Source organism: Desulfocurvus sp. DL1XJH-121, from assembly GCF_054819825.1.
This window is the reverse complement of the sequence record NZ_JBTVWW010000009.1, coordinates 53,975-71,488: the sequence shown is the minus strand read 5'-3', so window position 1 is coordinate 71,488 and position 17,514 is coordinate 53,975. Positions and strand designations below refer to the sequence as shown.

The window sequence follows — 17,514 nt, the reverse complement described above, 5'->3', positions numbered from 1 at the left end:
GGTCCCGCCGCCTTTCACGCCATCGCTCACGGAGGATTCTCAGACATGCCTTTCCTGCACTTCAACAAGGCCTTCGACTATTCCATCAAGAACCCCAAGGAACCCGAACTGTTCCGCGCCAACTACCCGTACACCCGGGTCAGCCGCGTGAGCTTTGACGACAACTTCAGCATGCCCCGCCCGCCGGAGCAGATCTTCATCACCGACACCACCTTCCGCGACGGCCAGCAGGCGCGCCCGCCCTACACGGTGAAGCAGATCGAGACCATCTTCGACTACCTGCACAAGCTGGGCGGGCTCTCGGGCCTGATCCGCCAGAGCGAGTTCTTCCTGTACTCCGAGAAGGACCGCAAGGCCGTGGAGCGCTGCCTGTCCAAGGACTACAAGTACCCGGAGGTCACGGGCTGGATCCGCGCCAACCCCGACGACCTGCGCCTGGTCAAGGACATGGGCATCCGCGAGACCGGCCTCTTGACCAGCGTCTCGGACTACCACATCTACCTGAAGCTCGGTAAGGACCGCGCCCAGGCCCTGCACGACTACCTCTCGGTGGTGGAGAAGGCCCTGGAGTGGGGCATCGTGCCGCGCTGCCACTTCGAGGACATCACCCGCGCGGACATCTGGGGCTTCTGCCTGCCGTTCGCCCGCAGGCTCATGGAAATGTCCAGCCAGAGCGGCCTGCCCGTGAAGATCCGCCTCTGCGACACCATGGGCTTCGGCGTGCCCTACCCGGGGGCGGCCCTGCCGCGCTCCGTGGCCCGCATCGTGCGCGCCTTCACCGACGAGGCCGGCGTGCCCAGCGAGTGGCTGGAGTGGCATGGCCACAACGACTTCCACAAGGTGCTGGTCAACGCGGCCACGGCCTGGCTGTACGGCTGCTCCGGGGCCAACGGCACCCTGTTCGGGTTCGGCGAGCGCACGGGCAACGCGCCCGTGGAGGCCCTGGTCATGGAGTACATCTCCCTGACGGGCGAGGACGACATGGCCAACACCGAGATCATCACCGAGGTGGCCGAATACTTCGCCGCCGAGCTGGACTACAGGATCCCGGACAACTACCCCTTCGTGGGCCGCGACTTCAACGCCACCAGCGCGGGCATCCACGTGGACGGGCTGATCAAGAACGAAGAGATCTACAACATCTTCGACACCACCCGCATCCTGAAGCGCCCGGTGCCCATCATCATCACGGACAAGACCGGCAAGGCGGGCGTGGCCTACTGGATCAACCAGACCATGGGGCTCACGGGCGACCAGATGATCGACAAGCGCCACCCGGCCGTGGCCAAGGTCCACAAGCGCATCGAGCAGACCTACGAGGCCGGGCGCACCACGAGCTTCTCCAACAAGGAGATGAAGGCCCTGGTCAAGCGCTACCTGCCCGAGTTCTTCGTCTCGGAATTCGACCACCTGAAGAAGGTCGCCCACACCCTGGCCGCCAAGATCGTGACCAAGCTCTCCGAGTCCTGCGACATCCGCAGCCTGAATTCCAACACGGTGGAAGGCTGCATGAACGATTTCCTGGACGAATATTCCTTTATCCAATACATCTATTTGGTGAATACCGAAGGAAGGCTCGTTGCGAGCTCCGTGTGCCACCCCGAAGACGTGCAGAAATACAAATCGTATGACTATGAAACGGATTTCTCGGACAGGGAATGGTTCACCGTGCCCATCCAGACAGGGAAGATGCATGTCACGGACTTCTACAAGTCCCATTTTACAGGCAAACTCTGCCTCACCGTGGCGACGCCTGTGGACGACGAAGACGACGAAATCCTTGGTGTGCTGGGAGCGGACATCCGGTTCGAGGAACTCCTGAAACGTCAGGAAGATCTGCAAGATGAGGTTCAACCCGACAACATGGATTAACACTCCGTTTCGGAAGCTGCTGCTCTTCATCGCCTCTCTGCTGGTCCTCAGTTCGGCGGGCTTCTACGCCCTGGAACTCAGGCCGCGCAACGTCGATTTCCTTTCCGCAATCTGGTGGACGGTGGTCACCCTGACCACCGTCGGATACGGGGACCTCGTCCCGGCGACAACGCCGGGACGGGTTCTCGGCATTTTCGTCATGGTCTGCGGAATCGGCATGGTCTCCACCCTAACCGGCAACCTGGCCTCCATCATCGTCGAGAAACGGGCCAAGCGCCGCAAAGGACTGCTCACCGTGAAGCTCAGCGGGCACATCGTCATCGTCGGCTGGAACACCTTCGCCAAGAACCTCGTGGCCACCCTCAAGGACGGCGGGGTGCTGTCCAAGACCAGCCTGGTCTTGATCAACAGCCTGACCCCGGAGGAGCGCGACTCCCTGGCCTTCGACCTGGACATGGGCGACGCCCTGCACTTCGTGTACGGCAACCCGGCCCACGAGAGCGTGGCTCACCGCGCCAGCCCCTCGAGCGCGCGCCTGATCTACATCCTGTCCCAGACCGGGGTCAGCGCCGCGGACGCGGACCAGCAAAGCCTGTACGCGGCCCTGACCATCCGCAGCCTGGCGCCCAAGACGCCCATCTATTCCGAGGTTGTGCTGGCCGAGAACCGCGACCATCTGCTCAGGGCCGGGGTCAACGAGATCGTGCCACGGGGCGAGGTGGCCTGCATGCTCCTGGGCCGCATGGGCAAGACCCCCTCGGTGTGGCCCTTTTTCCAGAGCCTGGTGGGCTCTCGCAACACCCCGGGGCTGTTGGACTACCGCCGCCTCACGGCGGACGAGAAGCAGCTGGACTGGGCCGCCCTGGTGCGGCGCGCCCGCTCGGGCGAGGGGGCCCTGCCCCTGGCCCTGTGCCACGAGAGCAAGGACCTGACCCTCAAGGACATGCTCGACGAGGGCTCGGCCCTGGACCAGTTCGTGCTGGAGCTGTTCACCATGGCCGGGCAGCAGACGTCCCTGGGGCACCAGGGCACGAGCATCGTGGTCAACCCGCCCGACGACCAGAGCCTGGAGGGCTTCGACGGGCTGCTCTTCCTCAAGACCCAGGGCGCGGGGGCCGCATGAAGGACTTCGACTGGCACGGCATCGCCATCTTCGCGGACATGAGCGACCAGGATCTGGACAAGGTCAAGGGCATCTTCACCAGGACCGCCGTGAAGGCGGGCGAGAAGATCATCAACGAGGGGGACACCGGGGACGAGATGTTCATACTGGTCTCGGGACGCGTGCGCATCACCAAGTCCATGATCATCCAGGGCATGACCCTGCCTCTTCAGGAGCTGCAGGACACGCGCAAGGTCCTGGCCACGCTGGACGGGAACCTCTGTCCCCTGTTCGGGGAGATGGGCCTCATCGACCGCGACACCCGTTCGGCCACGGTGGAGACCCTGGAGCCGTCGGATTTCCTGGTCACGGACCGCGAGCGGTTCTTCGCCTTCCTGCAGCGCGAGCCCGTCATCGGCTGCTGCCTGCTCATGGCCCTGGCGCGCCGCCTGGCGGCCACGGTGCGCAAGAACAATTCCGAGCTGGTCAAGCTGACCACCGCCCTGGCCCTGGCCCTGAGCCAGCGCTAGCAGTTCCCCGCCGCCATCGCGGGCGCACAAAAACGCGCAAGCCTCCCGGAATCACCGGCAGGCTTGCGCGTTTTTGATTCCGTAGCCGGGCGGCCTACTGGTGCAGCATGGCCTCGCCGAGGAACTTCACGGAAACCACCTCGTACTCGATGCGGCCCCTGGGGGTCTCCACGGCCACCTCGTCGCCCTCCTCCTTGCCCAGGAGCGCGCGGGCCACGGGGGAGAGGATGGAGATGCCGTTCTGCACCCAGTCGACCTCGTCGGGGCCCACCAGGGTGTAAGTGCGGGCCTGCTCCGTATCCAGGTCCTCCAGCTCCACGGTGGCCCCGTAGATGACCCGCTCGCCGCCCAGGGTGGCCAGGTCGATGACGTCGTACAGGGGCAGGCGGGATTCGATGAAGTTGATCTTGGCCTCGAGCATGCCCTGCCGTTCGCGCGCGGCGTCGTAGCCCGCGTTTTCGCGCAGGTCGCCCTCCTCGCGGGCCAGGGCGATGGCCTCGATCACGGCCGGGCGTTCCTTCTTGAGCTTGTCCAGTTCTTCGCGCACCCGGGCGTAGCCCTGTGCGGAAATGGGGATGCTGTTCATGTTCAGTCCCTCGAAATGGTGGATATATAGACAATAAAGAGGAGCCTCACCCCGGTGTCAGGGGGGCACGAGGCTCCAGGCGATCAGTCGTATTCGCGTGTGGACGCTGTCTTGTAGATACGACAAGCGCAGGAGATGGTCAAGCCCCGGAACGCGCCCGCTCCCCGGCGACAAAGGCCCGGCCCTGGGCCACCACCCGCACGGGCCCGCCGATCCAGGCCCCGGAAAAGCGGCCCGACGCGGGATCGAAGCACACCGAGGCCCGGATGCGCCCGCCGCTGGGCTGAAGCACGGACTCGTCCACGGGCCCGCCCGAGGCCAGGGCCAGGTGCAGGGCCAGGGCCATGGTGCCCGAGCCGCAGGCCGTCTCCAGGTAGGTGGAATCCGTATCCCGCACCCAGACCACCGGCCGGATGCCCGGGCCGTCTTCGTCCCGACCGTGCCACACGCAGCCCACGGCGTCCTCGGCGTCCAGGCCGTGGGCCCGGCGCAGGCGCGCGGCCTCGGCCACGGGATCCCTGGGGAAGGGATGCTCCTCCCGGTCCAGGAGCAGATGCGTGATGCCGTCCAGGGCCACGGCCCGGATGCCCGGGGCCATGTCGCGCACGCAGCCCGCGTCCGGGCGCACGGGCATGCTCACGGCGGCCTCGAAGACGCCTGACGCGCCCCGTACGAGCACGCGCAGGGGTTCGGGCACCCCTGACACGGAAATCTCGCTCTCGCCCCGCAGGCGGCCTTCCAGGGCCAGGACGGCCCCCAGGCAGCGGGCCGCGTTGCCGCAGAACTCGCCGCCCATCATGTCCAGCCGGGGCAAGGGCCCGTCCAGGCGCACGAAGCCCACCTGTTCGGCCGAAAGGTGCAGGGGATCCATGAGCTCCACGGCCAGGGCCGCGCGGCGCTCGGGGGTGAAGCCCTCGGCGTCCATGACCAGGATGGTGGTGTTGCCGCCCGGGGACAGCTTGTAGAAACGCAGTCCCTCGCCGCTCACGGCGCGTCCCCGCCGAACCAGCGGCCATGGGCGCGCACAAAGGCCCAGCTGGCCTTGAAATCCTCCACGGTGTGCGGCTCCAGGGTGGCCGTGGGCGCAAGCCCCCGGGCGCCCAGGGCGGCGAACAGCGCGTCGAAAGGAACCTCGCCGCGCCCCAGCCCCAGATGGGAATCCCTGCGCCCGTGGTTGTCGTGCAGGTGCAAATGCCCGAGATGCGGCCCCAGCACGGCCATCCAGTCCTCCAGGCTGCCCCTGCCGCCGCGCGCGCCGCTGAAGCTGCCGCCCCCGAAACTGAACCAGTGGCCCACGTCCAGGCAGGCGGTGACGCTCTCTTCGGCCAAGCCTTCCAGCAGCAAGGCCAGGGGCGCGGGGTCGATCTCGTAGGTATTTTCCAGGTGCAGGGGCGGATGCCCGGCCCGCTCGGCCAGCAGCCCGGCCCAGGTGGCGCGGGAAGTCTCCAGCCAGGCCTCGCGGCGGTAGCCGTCCTGGTCTTCGTTATACGCGGCGTGACCCACCATGTGGTCCGCTCCGTATTGCATGGCCCTGTCCATGCCCCGGGCCAGGCGCTCGCGCGCGGCCGCCAGCATGAGAGCGTCCGCGCCGCCGGGGTGCAGGTCCATGAAGGGCAGGTGCGCCCCGGCGCGCAGCCCGGCGTCCTTCAGCCGCGCGGCCAGGCGGGTGTGCTCGGCCTCGGGCACCTCGTCCAGGGCCAGGGCGTCCAGGCCCAGCTCGGCGTTCAGGCCCTGCTGCGCCACGAGGTCCACGAGCCCGGGCTCGCGCACGGCCAGGGACACGGGCAGATTGACGTACAAGGCGCGGATCATGCGGCCTCCGGCGGGGCTAGCGGGCGACGAGGGTCATATGGCCCAGGGGCCTGAAGGTGGTGGCCTGGCGCAGGGTCAGCTCCAGGGGCTCCCCCGCGCTCACCGTGACGTGCGCCCCCCAGGGCAGGGGCTCCCTGGGGCTGGTCACGGTGATCTTGGCGCGCGGCCCGTTGCCCCAGAGGTCGTCCAAAACGTATTCGCCCGGGGCCAGGGCCGCCGTGCCGTCGGGGGTCCAGGGCAGGAGGACCTTGTCCCCGTCCCCGGCCACCAGGCGCAGGGCCGACACCGTGCGCGGGGCCAGACGGATGTGGAAGTCCTCGCGCCCGCTGCCCGGCGTCTCGCGCACCACGCGGCAGACCCAGCGCTTGCTTTCGGAGTCCTGGGCCATGTAGCGGGCGATGAATTCGGCGGGATCGAGGATGATCTCCTCCCCGGCGTCCTGGCCGTCGTTGCGCCCGGGCTGGCTGACGAAGCCCTTGAAATTCAGGACTTCCTCGCTCTTGGAACCGCCCCACACGCCCTCCAGCACCAGTTGGTCGCCTTCCACGGCGTCCAGGGTGCCCCCGGCGGGGACGAAGCGCAGGGCCCCGTTGAGCCAGCACACGAACAGCGGCTTGCCGCCCCGGGACTCCCGGGGAACGCCCTTCCAGGCCACGTCCACCCGCGCCACGCGGGAGCCGTCGGCCTGCACGTCCAGGGAGGAAAAGGGCCGCAGGGCCAGGCGCGGGGATTCCAGGAGATTCAGGTTCGGCCTGTCCGCCGCGAACACCGCGCGCACCGGCTCGAACAGCGAGCCGTCCTCCGGGTCCGCGGACACGTCCAGCACTCCGTCGGGCGGCAGGGACAGGGTCACCCGATCCCCGGGGGCCACGCGGCGGCCGTTGATGCGCACCCCGGGCATGGAGAAGGCCTGCTTCTCGATGTCCTGCTCGCTGATCTCGGGCAGGCGCAACGAGACCCCGTACTGCTCCAGGGTCAGGGCGGTGGCCCTGAGCTGCCAGAGGACCTTCTGCCCCACCTGGGAGATGTTCTTGCTGACCTCGATGGCCAGGGCCGGGATGCCCGCGCAGGACAAAGCGTGGTAGGTCAGTGACTTGCGCTGCTCCGGATGGGCCGTGCCCGAGGCGAAGGTGTCGGTGTTGAAGAGCTGGAACTGGTAGGCCGGGACAATGGAATGGTTGAGCTTGGCCAGCACCGACGTGGCCACCTCGGCCAGGTTGATGCGGTTGGCGTACACGGGCGTGTCGATGATGATGGACTGCCCGTAGCGTCGCGGGTTGCGCAACCCGTCCACATAGGTGGGATTGTAGAACCCGCTGCCCTCGTGCAGGTGCACGAAGGCGTTGCTGCGCTCCAGCAGGAAGCGGATGGCCCGGGCCAGCCTGTCCTCGTAGAAGGAACTGTAGTCCTTGTCGAAGCGGCGGTTGAGGTCCACGTTGATCTGGCGCTTCTTGGCCAGCACCGTGGGCACGTTGGCCCTGGGAATGACGATCAGGTTGCCGCGCAGGACCTCGGCGCGGGTCAGGAGCTGCGCCGTGAGATACCCCGAAACCTCGTCCCCCTGGATGCCGCCCTGGACCATGACCGTGGGCCCGGGCTCCTCGCCGCGCAGGAAGTGCACGGCCAGGGGGTATTGCGTGCCCTCGAAGAGGACCACGCGCCTGTATGCGTCCGCCGCCGAAGCCTGCGCGCAGCACAGGAACACGGCCAGCAGCGCCGCCAGACTAAGACGAGATATACGCAAACGGGTAGGTTTCACTGAATATGACCTGGCCTGAAGGTTTCCTGATCACCAGCCTGAGGGCGAAGGCGTCGTTGCGGGTCACCGAGGCGGGCAGGGCGAAGGTGGTGCTGATCTGCTTGAAGCGCTGGATCTGGAAGACCAGATCGTTGTTGTTCAGCGTCAGGGGCCGGTCCTTGCCGCTGGTGGTGACCAGCTCCATGTCGGCCCGCCCGGAAACCGTCTCGTCGGTCTGCAGGTTGTTCAGGTTGAAGGTCACGCGCACCTTGGCGCCCTCGAACTTGGCCTGCAGGTTGTCCACCTTGACCTGCTGCAGGTCCACGCGCTTGAAGACCTGGGCCAGGTTGATCTTGGGCGCGGGCGGAGGCGCGGGGCGCTCCTTGGCCGGGGCCGCGACCACGTTGCCGAACAGCGCCTGCAGTTCGGCGGGGTCGTTGGACTTCAGGATCTTGTCGATGTTCTGGAGCCGCTCCAGCTCGATGCGGGCCTCGCGCAGCTCGCGCTGCATGGAGAGCAGGTCGTCGCGCAGGACGCGGTTCTCCTCCCAGAAGGTCAGGCCGAAATAGCCCCCGGCGCCGGCACAAAACACGAGCAGCAGAAAGAGGTACAGACCCAGCTTGAGCCACACGGGACTCATGCGGAAGCGCTTCACCGGGCTGTTGTCGCGCATCATCAGAACGTTGTATTTGGCCTTGGACATCTACAGGGCCCTCCAGTCCTCGCTCAGTATCTTCCAGCCCCCGTCGGAGGGGGCCATGACCAGTTCCTTGAGGCCGTGGTCAGAGTAGCCGTTGGACGCCTCGTAGCGCTGGTCGAAAGTCACGCGCACGCCCATGGGGTCCAGGCCGTAGCTGGCCGCGCCGAAGGTCACGCGGGCCGGGGGGGCTCCCGCCCACAGCTCGGCCTTCTGCTCCTTGATGGCGGCCACACCGGACCGTTCGCCCTGGCTGGCGTCCCGGGCGTACAGCGAAAGATAGGACCCCATGTCGCCCCGCTCCCAGGCCGCGCGCCAGGTCTCGATGAGTGGCGAAACCTCCGAGGCCACCCGCTTCAGGTATTCCTCGTCCAGGGTGCGCGGGGTCTGGATCCACTCGCGCCCGGCGATGCGCAGCACGCCGTCCTCCCCGCGCCGCCAGTAGAGGCGCTTGATGCCTTCGCTGGTCAGGCCAGGGGTGCGGTAATACTGCTTGAAATACGTGACCAGGTAGTCCGGCCCGGGCAGGGCGCGCACGTCGAGGACCATGACCTGGATCCAGGAATGGCTCCTGAACAGCCCCTCCTTGCGCCGCACGAAGGCGTCATAGGAGTTGCCGTGGGCCTTGTTGAAGTCCTCGGCCCCGTAGAAGGAGAAAAACGCCTCGGAACGGTCCTGCCAGGCTTCGGCCCAGGCCCGGACCCGCTCCACTGCCTGGTCCAGGACGCTGGTGTCGGCCCGTTCGCCCTCGGCCACGGTGACGTGGCTGGAGATGATCACGGGCAGTCCGGGGGTCATCTCCCCGCCCATGGAGCGCAAATCGTCGGTCTTCATGGCCACGCAGCCCCGCGTGTCCCTGGGCACCAGCTTCTTGCCCCGGCCGTGGACCCAGATGCCGTAGCCGGTCTTGCCCTTGATGCGGTCGATGGGATTGGGAAAATTCAGGTCGTAGGCCAGGTTGCCGTAGAGACCCCAGTCCAGGGTGCGGTGCAGGCGGCCCTTGATGAAGTACACGCCCTCGGGCGTGCGCAGGTCGCCCTCCACTACCTTGTCGCCGGGATGCTGGCCGGTGGTGCAGGGATAGCTGCCGATGACCTTGAGGGGGCTCTTGCACCTGTAGAGGGAAAGGGTCTGGGTATCCTTGTCCACGGCGAAAAATTTGCGCGGCATGGCCGGATGCCCGGAGATACGGGCCTCCCAGGCATGGGCCGGGGCCGCCGCACAGACCGCGAGCGCGGCCATGACGAGGAAAAACCTGAGAATTTTCACACCACCTCTACTCGAACCGCTCCCATTCCATGTTCACAACACCGGCCGGGCCGGAAACCACGAGCGTGACGGGCCCGGGGGCGAGAGCATCGAAGTGCAGGGAGTAAAAAGTCTGCCATCTGGTGTAGTAAGGGAAGAAGGCCTTGAGCTTGGTGTCGGGCCAAAGCCTGCGGTCCATTACCCTGATTTCCGAAGGGTATAGCCTGTTTACCCCCTGGAATGCAAACACCTTCCAGCGCTGGCTGTCCAGGGAGAGTTTCTCGTTGCCGTAGCGCGGGCTTTCCAGGGCCAGGACGAAATCCGCGCCCCGGGCGTGGGCCGCGCGTTGGTCGAAAAGGAGCTTTTCCTTTTCCGCGGCGCTCAGGGAATAGACCTCCGCGCTCTTGTCCGTGAAGGCCTCGCGCCAGGGCATGGCCTTCAGGGTGGCCGTGGCCGTGAACTCCATGTTCACCCCGTCGTAGACCACCTCCTGGCGGGTCCAGTCGCGCGTGGTGCGCACATAGGGGCCGGAGAGCCCGGGCCACAGGATTTCCTCGGCGTTGCGGCCAGAAAGCCCGCACGCGCACAGGGAACACACCGCCGCAGCCAACAGGATGACGCTAATCGCCCGCCGCATGGATAAGTTCGCTCCTGGTGAAGATGGACTCCAGTTCGTATCCGGCCCGGGCCAGATTCTCGCGCCCGCCCTCCTGCCGGTCCAGGACGCAGACCACGCCCACGATCTCGAGCCCGGCGGCGCGCACGCGCTCGCAGGCCTTGATGAGCGTTCCGCCCGTGGTGACCACGTCCTCGAGCATGACCACCTTGTCGCCCTGGGAGAAGTTGGCCAGGCCCTCCAGATACTGGTCCGTGCCGTGGCCCTTGGACTGCTTGCGCACGATGAACCCGGGCAGGGGCCGTCCTTCCGCGAAGGAGGTGACCGTCACCGCCGAGACCAGCGGGTCCGCGCCCAGGGTCATGCCCCCGACGCCGCACACGTCCTCGTGGTTCTTGAGGATTTCAAGGAACAACCGACCCAGGAGATAGGAGCCCTCGGGATGCAGGGCCGTCTGCTTGCAGTCGAAGTAATAGTCGCTCTTCTTGCCCGAGGTCAGGGTGAAATCGCCCTCGCGGTAGGACTTTTCCACCAGAATCCTGGCCAGCCTCTTTTTCATCTCCTGCATCCTAGCTCCCGAAAACGCGGTCGAAGATCATGTCCTCATGTTTGAGGTAATACCCGTAGTCGAAGATTTCGTCCAATTTTCCCGTTGAAAGCAGCCCGCTGATTTCCGGGTCCTTGCGCACCTCGTTCGGGAACTGCAAACCCTCGTCCCAGCAGCGCATGGCCACCTTCTGGACCATCTCGTAGGCCTTCTGGCGCTCCAGGTCCGTGCCCTCCAGGAGCTCCATGAGCACGCGCTGGGAAAAGAACAGCCCGTAGGAGCCGCGCAGGTTGCGCTCGATGTTGGCGGGGATCACGCGCAGATTTTTCAGCAGCCCGGCCAGGCGGTTCAGGGCGTAGTTCATGAGGATGGTGGAATCGGGCATGATCACGCGCTCCACCGAGGAATGGCTGATGTCGCGCTCGTGCCACAGGGCTTGGTTCTCCATGGCGGCCACGGAGTTGGTGCGCACCAGGCGCGAGAGCCCGGCCAGGTTCTCGGCGGAGATGGGATTCTTCTTGTGGGGCATGGCCGAGGAGCCCTTCTGGCCCTTGGCGAAGCCTTCCTCCACCTCCAGGACCTCGGTGCGCTGCAGGTGCCGCAGCTCCACGCAGAGGCGCTCCACGCCACCGGCCATGACGCCCAGGGCGGTGAAGAACGCGGCGTGGCGGTCGCGCTGCACGATCTGGGTGGACACGGGGTCCACGGACAGGCCCAGAATCTCCAGGGCGATGCGCTCCACCTCGGGGTTCAGATGGGCGTAGGTGCCCACGGCCCCGGAAATCTTGCCCACGCGCACCCCGTCGGCCGCGGCCAGGAAGCGTTCCTGGTGGCGCTTGAACTCGGCGTAGAACCCGGCCAGCTTCAGGCCGTAACTGGTGGGCTCGGCGTGGATGCCGTGGGTGCGGCCCATGCACAGCCGGCCCTTGTGCTCGAATGCCATGTCCCTCAGCACGTCTAGGAGATTCTGGATGTCGCGGGCCAGGATGTCCGCGGCGCGCGACAGGAGCACGCCGTTGGCCGTGTCCACGATGTCCGAGGAGGTGCAGCCCAGGTGGATGAAGCGCGAGGACGGCCCCACCTTCTCCTCCACGGCCGTCAAAAAGGCGATGACGTCGTGGCGGGTGCGTTCCTCGATCTCCAGGATGCGCGGCAGTTCGAAGTCGGCCTTGTCGCGGATGGCCTGCATGTCCTGGTCCGGGACCACGCCCAGGCGGTTCCAGGCCTCGCAGACCGCGACCTCCACCTCCAGCCAGGCCCGGAACTTGTTCTCCAGGGTCCACAGTTCGCCCATCTCCGGGCGGGTGTAACGCTCTATCATCTCGCTCTTCCGTGGGATGGTTCGCGGGTTGCCGCGCGCCCGGAGGGACGCGCCAAAAAAAAAGGCAGCCTCGGCTGCCTTGAGCCGCTAGGATTGGGCGGCTTGGGTCGCTTCTTTTGCGGCTGCGGCCTTGGCCGGCGGGTTTTCGGACTTGCCTTCACCCTTGCCGGACGTCTCCTTGCCGTTCCCGTTGTCCCCTGAGGAACTCGGAGCCGGGCAGGACCGACCATTGGAATAATCCGTCACGTACCAACCCGTGCCCTTGAGCACGAAGGACGTGTTGGAGATGATGCGTTCGGCCTCGGCCCCGCACACGGGACAGTTGACCTTCAGATCCTCGTGGCTTTTCTGCCACTCCTCGAAAATCTGTTCGCATTCCTTGCAGCGATACTCGTAAATAGGCATTTCTTCATCCACCTTGTCTTGATGGGCTTGCTCCCGGACCCGTCCAGCTAAACACGGGTTCCGGGCGTGTCAAGCCCGCGCGCGCCCGCGATGTCGCGGGCGCCGCTAAACGCCGCTTGCGCCGCGCTACGCCTTGGCCGCGGCCTTGGCTTCGCGGATGCGCTCCTTGAGGCTTTCCTTCTTGCGCTTGCGGCGGCGGTCCAGTTCCTTGAGGCGTTCGTGCTTCTTGTGCTTGGCCATGTGTATTTCCTCCAAATGGGTATTTGATCGCTTGTCGCGTCGAAACAGGCCCTATATCCATAAACCCCGAACCTTGTAAAGCGCAACCTGTGGCCCCGGCGTATCCCGGCCGGAGTCCGGCCATGCCTCGCGGAACGCGGGGACAGGGGCCGGGCGTTTCCTTTTCCCCGGGCCTGGGCTACCCTGGCCCGACCCCATGCAATCCTTGAGAATCCACCACCGGAGGAAGCCCGTGAAGCGCACCATGCACCTGCAGACCATCCCCCTGGACCTGGCCCTCTCCCGCACGCGCGACGCCCTGGACCGCGATGCCCTGGTGGGGTCGGAGCGCGTGCCCGCGCATCAGGCCGGGGGCCGGGTCACGTCCCGGGCCGTGCGCATCGAACACTGGGCCCCGCCGGAAAACTGCTCGGGCATGGACGGCGTGGCCGTGCGCGCGCAGGCCACCGCCCCGGCCAGCCCGGACAATCCCCTGCGCCTCTCCCCGGGCGCGGACTTCGCGCCCGTGAACACGGGCAACCCCCTGCCCGAGGGCCTGGACGCGGTGATCATGGTCGAGGACCTGATCCGCGAGGACGACGGCTGCGTGACCATCCAGGCCCCGGCCGCGCCCTGGCAGCACGTGCGCCGCAAGGGCTCGGACTATGCGGCCGGGCGCGTGCTCCTGCCCGCCGGGCACCTGATTTCGCCCGCCGACGTGGGCGCGCTGCTCTCCGCGGGCGTCTGGGAGCTGGACTGCGTACGGCGCGTGCGCCTGCGCATGATCCCCACGGGCGACGAGGTCCTGGACTTCACGAAGCGCCCGCTGCCCGGCCCCGGCCAGGTGGTGGAGAGCAACACCCAGATGCTCACGGCCCTGGCCCCGGCCTGGGGCTGCGAGGCCCTGCGCGTGCCCCCGGTGCCCGACGACCCCGAGGCCCTGCGCGCCGCCGTGGCCGAGGCCCTGGCCTCCGAGGCCCACGTGGTGGTCATGGGCGCGGGCACCAGCAGGGGCACGCGGGATTATTCGCGCGCCATTCTGGAGTCCGTGGGCGCCATCCTGGCCCACGGCATCCAGATGCGGCCGGGCAGCCCCACCATACTGGCCGTGGCCAGGCCCGAGTTCGGGGGCAAGCTGCTCGTGGCCGCGCCCGGGCCGCCCGCCGGTGCCCTGCTCTGCTTCGAGGAAATCCTGGAGCCCCTGGCGCTCTGGCTGGGCCGCAGGCCGCGCCGGGAACGCCCCAGGGTGCGCGCGGCCATGGCCTGCGCGGCCCTTTCCCGGCCCGGGGAACAGGGCGTGCTGCGCCTGGGCCTGGGCCTGGTGCGCGGCCAGGCCGTGGCCGTGCCCCTGCCCTGGCGTCTGGGCCGCGCCGTGACCATGACCTGGGGCCAGGCCGTGGCCCGCGTGCCCGCCGACTCGCCGGGCTTCGACGTCGGGGACGAGGTGGACGTGGAGCTGTTGCCCCACGCCTGCGAACCGGAACGGACCCTGATCCTGGCGGGGCCGCAGAGCCCGGCCCTGGTCATGCTGGCCGACGCCCTGCTGGGCCTGGAGGAGCCCGTGCGCCCGGCCCTGGCGCTCATGGACGCCCGGGCGGCCCTAGCGGCCCTGGACAGGGGCCTCTGCCACCTGGCCGTGGCGCCGGGCCCGGGCCCGGCGCAGCTGCCCGGCGCGGACGCGCACCTCGTGGCGCCCGAAGACCTCAGGGACGACCCGGGGGTGCGCGCCGCCCTGGCCCTGCTGGAGGACCCGGGATTCCAGGCCCGCGCCCGGGCCGCAAAAGGCTGACGCGCCTGGGCGCGCAGACAGCTTATCAGCCTTAGTGCCGCAAGCGTTCTCGGACCAGGCGAAGCTGTCCGGGGGCAGTCTTATTCGGGGTTCAGAAGCAGGCGGAAGGTGTACACGTCGTCGTCGTAGTTCTTCTTCACGTCGAACCCTAGCTTCTCGGCCAGGGAGGACATGCCCTTGTTCTCCAGAAGCGCCTCGCCGATCATGTACTTGGTGCCCCGCGAGGTGGCGTAGCGGATGAGCTTCTCCATGAGGATGCGGCCCAGGCCCTGGCGCTTGTAGTCTGAGCGCACCACGATGGCGAACTCGATGTCCGAGTTGTCGGGCTTGGTCATGCCGCGCACCACTCCCAGGGTCTCCGGCTCCCCGGGCGCGTCCGGGTTCTCGGCCGTGGCGATGAAGGCCATTTCCCGGTCGTAGTCGATCTGGGTCAAACGGATCATCTCCGAACGCGGCAGCTCGCGGATCAGCCCGAAGAAGCGGTAGCGGATGTCGTCCACCGAGAGCTTGGACAAAAACTCCCAGTGCGCGGGCTCGTCCTCGGGCCGGATGGGCCGGAGCGTCACCCCGCGCCCGTGGCCCAGCAGCACGCATTCCTCCAGCTCGCGCGGGTAGGGCCGGATGGCCAAGCGCGCCCCCGTGTCGCCCTGGTAGGCGGCCACGCAGATCTGCGCGTCCAGTGCCAGCACCCCCTGCTCGTCGCAGAACAGCGGGTTGATCTCCAGGGATGTGATCTCCGGGATGTCCACGATGAGCTGGGAGACCTTGGTCAGGGTCAGGCAGAGGGCCTGCACGTCCGCCGGGGCGCGGCCCGCGCCCCCGGCCAGGAGCCGCGAGATCTTGGTGCGCGAGATGAGCTCCTTGGCCAAGCTCATGTTCAACGGCGGCAGGGACACGGCGTGGTCCCCGATGAGCTCGGTCTCCGCGCCGCCATGGCCGAAATGCAGGTACGGGCCGAACACCGGGTCCAGCCCGGCCTTGATGAACAGCTCCCGGGCCTGGGGCCGCCTGCCCATGCGCTGCACCACATAGCCCGCCACCCGGCTGCCCGGTCGCGCGGCCAGCACGCGCTGGGTCACGGCCTGGGCCGCGTCGGCCACGTCTTCGGCGTTCTCCAGGTCCAGGGCCACGCCCCCGGCCAGGGTCTTGCAGAAGCTGTCCGGGGTCAGCACCTTCAGGGCCACGGGAAAGCCCATCTCTTGCGCCGCGTTCACGGCCGCGTCCGCGCTGCCCGAGAGCCGGGTCTCCACCACGGGCACGTCGTAGCAGTCCAGGATGTCCATGGCCTCGGGCACGGTGAGGGTCTCGCGCCCGGACTCCAGGGCCCCGGCCACCACCAGGCGCGCGGTGTGCGTGTCCGGGTCGAACTCCGAGGGCAGGGAGGCCGGGGTCTCCATGAGCATCTCCTGGTTGCGCCGATAGTGCACCAGGTTCAGGAAGGCGCGCACGGCCTTGTCCGGAGTCAGGAAGGTGGAGATGTCGGCCTCGCTGAACACGTCGCGTGCGCGCTGGGCGTTGTCCCCTCCGAGCCAGCTGGTGAGCACCGTGCGCTTGGCCCGCTTGAGGGTCGCGGCCACGGCCTCGGCCACCTCCTTGCCGTCCACCAGGCAGGAAGGCACGTGCAGCACCAGCACCGCGTCCACGCCCGGGGCCTTGAGCAGAATTTTCAGGGCCTTGGCGTAGCGCTCCGGCGGGGCGTGGGCCCCGATGTTCACGGGGTTCTCGGCGTCCAGGAAATGCTTTCCGGGCCCGCCCGGGTCGCCCTCGATAAGCTCCAACAGGGAGCTGCGGGTTTCCTCGTCCAGCACGGCCATGGCTCCGCCGCCGCCCACCAGCAGGTCCTGCACCAGGATGCCCGGGCTCTTGCCGTTGGCCAGGATGGCCAGGCGCTCGCCCTTGAGCGGGCGCGACCGGGCCAGGGTCTCCACGCTATCGAACATGGCGTCGATGTCCGGCACGCGCAGCATGCCCGAGCGGCGGAAGGCCGCGTCGTACACCGCGTCCAGGCCCTGGTCCCCGCCCCGGTAGCGGGCGATGAGGGACGAGGACTCCATGGTGCCGCCGGCCTTGATGACCAAAAGCGGCTTGTTGCGCGCCGTGGCCCGGGCGGCGGAGAGGAAGGACCGGGCGTTGCGGATCTCCTCCACGTACAAGAGCACCGCGCGCGTGCCCGGGTCGGAGTTCAGGTAGTCCAGGAGTTCGCCGAATCCGAAGTCCAGCTTCTTGCCCAGGGAAATGAAGTGCGAGAACCCGATACCCCGGTTGGCGGCCCAGTCCAGGACCGTCGTGAACAGGGAGTCGGACTCGGTGATGAAGGCCACGCGCCCGGGGGCCGCGTCCATGTGCCCGAGGCTGGCGTTGATGCCCACGCCCGGGGACAGGAAGCCTATGGAGTCCGGCCCCAGAAAGCGCAGGTCCGTCTGCCGGGCCGCGCTGAGGATGGCGTTCTCCAGCATGGTGCGCACGTCCGGGGGCAGGTCCGCGAAGCCGTTGCCGATGACCACGGCCCCGGGCACGCCGCGGCGTCCCAGCTGCAGCACGTAGTCCGGCACGGTCTCGGGCGCCGAGCAGATCAGGGCCAGATCCGGGGTCAGGGGCAGGGTGTCGATCTCGCGGTAGGCGGGGATGCCGTTCACCGAGGACAGGCTCTCGTGCACCGGGATCACCGGGCCGATGAACTTCCCGGCCAGGATGTTGTGCATGAGCACCGCGCCGGGGTGGCCGGGCTCCTCGGTGGCGCCCACCACGGCCACGGAGTTGGGCTTGAACATGGTGGATAGGCTGGCGAGATTCATGCGGGCCTCGGCCGGGTGCGGCTGTCGTTGGGGGCTTGCCAAGACGGGAGCCGCCGCCCGGAGGGCCGACCCGGGCGCGCCCGTGGCATGCGGCGCGTGGAAAATCTCACGGCTCCGTTCATACCATCATTTCCTGCCGTTTACCAAAAAATTCTGCCCGCCCGGTCCGCTGTTCCCTATACAGGCCTGTACCCGCCGGGGGGCAGATTCGGCAAGGCCGCGCCCCCGGCCGGCCGC

The 17,514-nt window shown here is 67.7% G+C and carries 15 protein-coding genes; 4 read left to right on the top strand and 11 right to left on the bottom strand.

Annotation, left to right across the window (positions count from 1 at the left end):
• The first annotated feature begins 45 nt into the window (after positions 1 to 45).
• From ACYYG1_RS08265 to ACYYG1_RS08255, 3 genes are read left to right on the top strand one after another with little or no spacing between them, the layout of a single operon-like run.
• Positions 46 to 1,872: a triose-phosphate isomerase gene (locus tag ACYYG1_RS08265; RefSeq protein WP_461209827.1), complete on the top strand. Its 1,827-nt coding sequence runs from the start codon at positions 46 to 48 to the stop codon at positions 1,870 to 1,872.
• Positions 1,844 to 2,995: a potassium channel family protein gene (locus tag ACYYG1_RS08260; RefSeq protein WP_461209826.1), complete on the top strand. Its 1,152-nt coding sequence runs from the start codon at positions 1,844 to 1,846 to the stop codon at positions 2,993 to 2,995. The genes ACYYG1_RS08265 and ACYYG1_RS08260 overlap by 29 nt, the downstream gene beginning before the upstream one ends.
• A complete protein-coding gene (locus tag ACYYG1_RS08255) occupies positions 2,992 to 3,504 on the top strand; it encodes a cyclic nucleotide-binding domain-containing protein (RefSeq protein ID WP_461209825.1) in 513 nt (170 codons plus the stop codon). The genes ACYYG1_RS08260 and ACYYG1_RS08255 overlap by 4 nt, the downstream gene beginning before the upstream one ends.
• 94 nt (positions 3,505 to 3,598) lie before the next feature.
• On the opposite strand, the gene greA is transcribed toward ACYYG1_RS08255, so the two are convergent.
• The 10 genes from greA to ACYYG1_RS08205 form a co-directional block, all read right to left on the bottom strand.
• The gene (gene greA, locus ACYYG1_RS08250) at positions 3,599 to 4,090 is read right to left on the bottom strand and encodes a transcription elongation factor GreA (RefSeq protein ID WP_461209824.1); all 492 of its coding nucleotides are present in this window, start codon (positions 4,088 to 4,090) and stop codon (positions 3,599 to 3,601) included.
• A gap of 139 nt (positions 4,091 to 4,229) precedes the next feature.
• Positions 4,230 to 5,078: a histidine racemase CntK family protein gene (locus ACYYG1_RS08245; protein WP_461209823.1), complete on the bottom strand. Its 849-nt coding sequence runs from the start codon at positions 5,076 to 5,078 to the stop codon at positions 4,230 to 4,232.
• Positions 5,075 to 5,902, bottom strand: coding sequence for a sugar phosphate isomerase/epimerase family protein (locus ACYYG1_RS08240; RefSeq protein ID WP_461209822.1), 828 nt, complete (start codon positions 5,900 to 5,902; stop codon positions 5,075 to 5,077). Before ACYYG1_RS08240 ends, ACYYG1_RS08245 begins: the two co-directional genes overlap by 4 nt.
• Before the next feature lie 16 nt (positions 5,903 to 5,918).
• Entirely contained in the window at positions 5,919 to 7,646 is a 1,728-nt protein-coding gene (locus ACYYG1_RS08235) for a M99 family carboxypeptidase catalytic domain-containing protein (protein ID WP_461209821.1), read from the bottom strand.
• Positions 7,627 to 8,343, bottom strand: a complete 717-nt coding sequence (locus tag ACYYG1_RS08230; protein ID WP_461209820.1) for a hypothetical protein — start codon at positions 8,341 to 8,343, stop codon at positions 7,627 to 7,629. Before ACYYG1_RS08230 ends, ACYYG1_RS08235 begins: the two co-directional genes overlap by 20 nt.
• Complete coding sequence (locus tag ACYYG1_RS08225) at positions 8,344 to 9,606, bottom strand: L,D-transpeptidase family protein (RefSeq protein WP_461209819.1); 1,263 nt, start codon at positions 9,604 to 9,606, stop codon at positions 8,344 to 8,346. It abuts the gene before it with no gap.
• A 7-nt stretch (positions 9,607 to 9,613) separates the two neighbouring features.
• Positions 9,614 to 10,222 carry an LptM family lipoprotein gene (locus ACYYG1_RS08220; RefSeq protein ID WP_461209818.1) on the bottom strand — a complete coding sequence of 203 codons (609 nt, stop codon included), beginning with the start codon at positions 10,220 to 10,222 and terminating at the stop codon, positions 9,614 to 9,616.
• A complete protein-coding gene (pyrE, locus tag ACYYG1_RS08215; protein WP_461209817.1) occupies positions 10,206 to 10,769 on the bottom strand; it encodes an orotate phosphoribosyltransferase in 564 nt (187 codons plus the stop codon). Before pyrE ends, ACYYG1_RS08220 begins: the two co-directional genes overlap by 17 nt.
• A 1-nt stretch (position 10,770) precedes the next feature.
• Positions 10,771 to 12,069: an adenylosuccinate lyase gene (gene purB / locus ACYYG1_RS08210; protein ID WP_461209816.1), complete on the bottom strand. Its 1,299-nt coding sequence runs from the start codon at positions 12,067 to 12,069 to the stop codon at positions 10,771 to 10,773.
• 87 nt (positions 12,070 to 12,156) lie between these two features.
• Positions 12,157 to 12,474 (bottom strand): FmdB family zinc ribbon protein, encoded by a 318-nt coding sequence (locus tag ACYYG1_RS08205; RefSeq protein ID WP_461209815.1) that lies wholly within the window; start codon positions 12,472 to 12,474, stop codon positions 12,157 to 12,159.
• Positions 12,475 to 12,946: 472 nt separating this feature from the next.
• On the opposite strand from ACYYG1_RS08205, the gene ACYYG1_RS08200 reads away from it, so the two are divergent.
• Positions 12,947 to 14,482, top strand: a complete 1,536-nt coding sequence (locus tag ACYYG1_RS08200; protein WP_461209814.1) for a molybdopterin-binding protein — start codon at positions 12,947 to 12,949, stop codon at positions 14,480 to 14,482.
• An 80-nt stretch (positions 14,483 to 14,562) separates the two neighbouring features.
• Here ACYYG1_RS08200 and ACYYG1_RS08195 read toward each other — a convergent pair whose 3' ends face one another.
• A complete protein-coding gene (locus ACYYG1_RS08195; RefSeq protein ID WP_461209813.1) occupies positions 14,563 to 17,277 on the bottom strand; it encodes a bifunctional acetate--CoA ligase family protein/GNAT family N-acetyltransferase in 2,715 nt (904 codons plus the stop codon).
• Positions 17,278 to 17,514 lie beyond the last annotated feature (237 nt).

What these genes read in the sequence shown, in the direction of transcription:
- ACYYG1_RS08265 (WP_461209827.1), top strand. Translation starts at nt 46, where the DNA reads ATGCCTTTCCTGCACTTCAACAAGGCCTTCGACTATTCCATCAAGAAC.
- ACYYG1_RS08260 (WP_461209826.1), top strand. Translation starts at nt 1,844, where the DNA reads ATGAGGTTCAACCCGACAACATGGATTAACACTCCGTTTCGGAAGCTG.
- ACYYG1_RS08255 (WP_461209825.1), top strand. Translation starts at nt 2,992, where the DNA reads ATGAAGGACTTCGACTGGCACGGCATCGCCATCTTCGCGGACATGAGC.
- greA (WP_461209824.1), bottom strand. Translation starts at nt 4,090, where the DNA reads ATGAACAGCATCCCCATTTCCGCACAGGGCTACGCCCGGGTGCGCGAA.
- ACYYG1_RS08240 (WP_461209822.1), bottom strand. Translation starts at nt 5,902, where the DNA reads ATGATCCGCGCCTTGTACGTCAATCTGCCCGTGTCCCTGGCCGTGCGC.
- ACYYG1_RS08230 (WP_461209820.1), bottom strand. Translation starts at nt 8,343, where the DNA reads ATGTCCAAGGCCAAATACAACGTTCTGATGATGCGCGACAACAGCCCG.
- ACYYG1_RS08220 (WP_461209818.1), bottom strand. Translation starts at nt 10,222, where the DNA reads ATGCGGCGGGCGATTAGCGTCATCCTGTTGGCTGCGGCGGTGTGTTCC.
- pyrE (WP_461209817.1), bottom strand. Translation starts at nt 10,769, where the DNA reads ATGCAGGAGATGAAAAAGAGGCTGGCCAGGATTCTGGTGGAAAAGTCC.
- purB (WP_461209816.1), bottom strand. Translation starts at nt 12,069, where the DNA reads ATGATAGAGCGTTACACCCGCCCGGAGATGGGCGAACTGTGGACCCTG.
- ACYYG1_RS08205 (WP_461209815.1), bottom strand. Translation starts at nt 12,474, where the DNA reads ATGCCTATTTACGAGTATCGCTGCAAGGAATGCGAACAGATTTTCGAG.
- ACYYG1_RS08195 (WP_461209813.1), bottom strand. Translation starts at nt 17,277, where the DNA reads ATGAATCTCGCCAGCCTATCCACCATGTTCAAGCCCAACTCCGTGGCC.